This window comes from Pseudomonas sp. GM48 (genome assembly GCF_000282335.1).
Classification (GTDB): domain Bacteria; phylum Pseudomonadota; class Gammaproteobacteria; order Pseudomonadales; family Pseudomonadaceae; genus Aquipseudomonas.
Window position 1 is genome coordinate 1 of record NZ_AKJM01000102.1, and the last position, 3,691, is coordinate 3,691.

3 protein-coding genes are annotated in these 3,691 nt (G+C 50.7%); all 3 read left to right on the top strand.

Annotated elements, in window-relative coordinates:
• Positions 1 to 244 precede the first annotated feature (244 nt).
• Genes PMI28_RS11325 through PMI28_RS11315 form a run of 3 tightly spaced genes read left to right on the top strand, consistent with a single transcriptional unit; the run spans position 245 to position 3,491 of the window.
• Entirely contained in the window at positions 245 to 1,498 is a 1,254-nt protein-coding gene (locus PMI28_RS11325; RefSeq protein WP_007988306.1) for a glycosyltransferase family 4 protein, read from the top strand.
• Complete coding sequence (locus PMI28_RS11320) at positions 1,498 to 2,463, top strand: UDP-glucose 4-epimerase family protein (RefSeq protein WP_007988308.1); 966 nt, start codon at positions 1,498 to 1,500, stop codon at positions 2,461 to 2,463. Before PMI28_RS11325 ends, PMI28_RS11320 begins: the two co-directional genes overlap by 1 nt.
• The gene (locus PMI28_RS11315) at positions 2,460 to 3,491 is read left to right on the top strand and encodes an MraY family glycosyltransferase (protein ID WP_007988310.1); all 1,032 of its coding nucleotides are present in this window, start codon (positions 2,460 to 2,462) and stop codon (positions 3,489 to 3,491) included. Before PMI28_RS11320 ends, PMI28_RS11315 begins: the two co-directional genes overlap by 4 nt.
• The last annotated feature ends 200 nt before the right edge of the window (positions 3,492 to 3,691 follow it).

The following is a 3,691-nucleotide window of genomic DNA, read 5'->3' on the forward strand; positions in this document are numbered from 1 at the left end:
GCCTCGAACCCTGATTGTTTCAAATCCTGTAACGTACAAATTTTTGACAGGCCCATGAAATAGCCTAAGTTTAGAGAGCCGCTTTGGAAAAGCGGCTTTCCAAAATTGATGTCATGGAGTTCCGACTATCCGTAATGGCTAGGGTCGGTGAGTGCCGCACGCCGAATACTTCCGATAAAGTAATAGGGATTGTTTACAATAGCTTGATTATATCAACGAAGAAATGCTGAGTTGAGCTCCAGGGATGATTGAAAATAAGTTAAAGATTCTGATCGTTACACAGTATTTTTGGCCGGAGAATATGCGAATCAATGACTTGGTTCGTGCCTTCTCGGAAAATGGTCATGAGGTCATTGTGTTGACCGGATGGCCAAATTACCCGGAGGGTTCGGTTTATTCGGAATTTAGTGCCAGTCCTGAGCGTTTCAAAAACTACTTCGGTGCGCGCATAGTTAGAGTTCCACTAGTTTCGCGCGGAAAACGCAGTGTCAGCTTGATTTTAAATTACGTTTCTTTTTTTCTCAGCGCTTCCACACTTGGCGTTTTCAAACTTCGAAGTGAAAAGTTTGATGCGGTTTTCGTATACGCAGTTTCTCCTATTATGGCTGCGATTCCCGCAGTTGTGTTAGGGCGGATAAAAAAGGTGCCAGTATTTGTTTGGGTCCTTGATCTTTGGCCGGAAACTCTGAGGGCTGTAGGGGTACTCCGTCAGCCTGCCTTGTTGGCTTTGGTCGGGCGCGTGGTCAGTGCGATCTACAATCGTGCTGATTATTTGCTTTTACAATCCAAAGGTTTTGCCGACAACGTTAAACAATATTGCACGAAGGAAATCTCCCCAGAGCGTTTGATTTATTTCCCAAGTTGGGCTGAGGATGACTTTTCGGCCTCCACTCCGCTCACTTCAAATTTGCTACAGCGAGATGACTCAGTCTTCACCATTGTTTTTGCAGGAAATTTAGGCGAAGCGCAGGATTTTCCCGCGATCCTGGACGCCGCAGAAGCATTGAAGAACAAAGTCGCAGTGCGTTGGGTGATCGTGGGGGATGGGCGTATGAGCAAATGGTTGCATGAACAAGTCACGACAAGAAACTTGAGCAACGTATTGCTGCTGGGACGACACCCTCTGAGCGAGATGCCAGGGGTGTTTGCTTGTGCCGATGCGTTGCTGGTTTCATTGAAAACCAATGATGTGTTCGAGAAAACGATTCCCGGGAAGGTCCAGGCTTATATGGCTTCGAGCAAGCCGATCCTGGGCATGATCAATGGGGAGGCTGCACGGGTAATCGAAGAGTCCGGTGGGGGATTTTCCTGCCCCTCAGGTGATATCCAGGGGCTTGTGCGGATTACTCTGGAGTTGGCCACCACATCCCCTGCTCAACGTGAAACCATGGGGCGTGCCGGTCGGTCCTACTATTTGAGCCACTTTTCCAAACCCGCCCTTATGGAGCGTCTGGAAGAGTTGTTTCGCGTTGCTACTTTGCGAAGGACCACCCAATAATGTCGAAGACCGTATTTTTAACCGGTGCAACAGGGTTTGTTGGTGGTGCGACACTAAGGTGTCTGGTTGCAAGAAACTACACTGTTATTGCCGCGCTGCGTAATGGGTCGCAATTACTTCAGAATAAATTCTCGACGATCAACGTTGACAGTATCGATGGTGCTACGTCCTGGAAAAACGGTCTCACTGGTGTAGACGTTGTCATACATGCCGCGGCTCGCGTTCATGTGATGAATGATACCGAAACCGATCCCTTGGCGGCATTCAGGCGAGTCAATGTTGAAGGTACAGTGAATCTCGCGCGCCAGGCTGCGTCTGCAGGCGTCCGACGCTTCATATTCATCAGTTCCATCAAGGTGAACGGCGAAAGTACCGATTTGGGTGTCACATATTCTCCCGAGGACACGCCAGCCCCGGCAGATCCCTATGGGATATCCAAGATGGAAGCCGAAGAGCGGTTGCGTGAATTGGCCGTGGAGACCGGGATGGAGGTCGTGATCATAAGGCCAGTGTTGGTTTATGGCCCTGGGGTCAAGGCTAACTTTCAAAGCATGATGCGATGGCTCGATAAAGGTATTCCCCTGCCATTTGGGGCGATTCACAACCGCCGCAGTCTCGTAGCATTGGACAATCTGGTGGATTTGATTGTCACCTGTATCAATCATCCGGCGGCCGCTAATCAGACCTTTCTGGTCAGTGATGGTGAGGATCTTTCCACCACTCAATTGCTGCGCAAGATAGCGCTTGCCCTTGGGCGTACGGCTCGGCTTGTACCGATACCTGCCGGCGTCCTGCGCGGCGTCGCCACATTGCTCGGAAGGAAAGCCCTGTCAAACCGGTTATGCGGATCCTTGCAGGTAGACATCAGCAAAACGCGGTCATTGCTGGGGTGGACACCTCCGGTCTCGGCAGATGACGCACTGAAGGCTACAGCACAATATTTTCAAGAAAGTAAAAAACAATGATCTATTGGTGGTTAATTCCTGCAGTGGCGATTGTTTCCTTAATATTGACAGCTGTATTGCGTCGTTATGCATTGGCGCGAAGTATTGTCGACGTCCCCAATGCTCGCAGCTCTCATTCAATACCCACTCCCAGGGGCGGCGGTGTCGCGATCGTCATCGCATTTTTGTTGGCGCTGCCATTTCTGGCATGGGCGCAGTTGGTAACCATGCCAATGTTGATCGCTATCGGGGGGGCGGGTGGGCTGATCGCAATTGTCGGCTTCATAGATGATCATGGTCATATAGCAGCACGTTGGCGATTGTTAGGCCATTTCTGTGCGGCTGCCTGGGCCTTGTTCTGTCTGGGGGGGCTGCCTCCGATTACCTTGTTTGGATGGGCTGTGGATCTTGGTTGGCTGGGATGCATCCTGGCGGCGGTCTATCTTGTCTGGATGCTCAATCTTTACAATTTCATGGATGGAATCGATGGTATAGCCAGTGTTGAAGCGATTTCGGCGTGCCTGGGTGCTTGCCTGCTTTATTGGCTGAGTGGATTCGAAAGCCAGATGTGGGTTCCTGGACTGTTGGCGATGGCGGTTGGAGGATTTCTGTTCTGGAATTTCCCCCCTGCACGCATCTTCATGGGAGACGCTGGAAGCGGATTCATCGGCATGGTGCTCGGTGTCATCTCGATTCAGGCTGCCTGGATTGCACCGCAGTTGCTCTGGGCCTGGCTGATTCTGTTGGGGGTGTTTGTTGTAGACGCAACCTTTACCTTGATTCGTCGCATGGTTCGCGGTGACAAAATTTATGAAGCTCATCGGAGTCACGCCTATCAGTTTGCATCACGCCGGTATCGCAAGCATTTGCCAGTCACTCTTGCTGTCGGAGCAATCAATGTCGGCTGGTTGCTTCCCGTTGCGGTTTGCGTGACTTCCTTTGGAGTAGATGGTGTGCTGGGGCTGATAGTCGCCTACCTCCCTCTTGTGATTTTGGCGATCAAGTTTCACGCGGGTGAAATCGAAAAAAACCAGGCCCTCAATAGCTGATTTATGATTATTTGAGTTAACTGGTGTGTCTGGAGATGTACACTGATCAAGAAAGGTCATGGGGAGCGGTTCGAGGTGTACGACGGGGTTATGGATAAATTGCGCAAACTGTTGCTTGAGCTGTCACGCCGTCAAAAACGGCTCATTCAGGTTGTGGCCGACGTCGTTCTTGTGTGGGTAGCCTTATGGATGGCGTTTAT

Excerpts from the sequence above, each read along its gene's own strand:
- PMI28_RS11325 (WP_007988306.1), top strand. The coding sequence starts at position 245 with ATGATTGAAAATAAGTTAAAGATTCTGATCGTTACACAGTATTTTTGG.
- PMI28_RS11320 (WP_007988308.1), top strand. The coding sequence starts at position 1,498 with ATGTCGAAGACCGTATTTTTAACCGGTGCAACAGGGTTTGTTGGTGGT.
- PMI28_RS11315 (WP_007988310.1), top strand. The coding sequence starts at position 2,460 with ATGATCTATTGGTGGTTAATTCCTGCAGTGGCGATTGTTTCCTTAATA.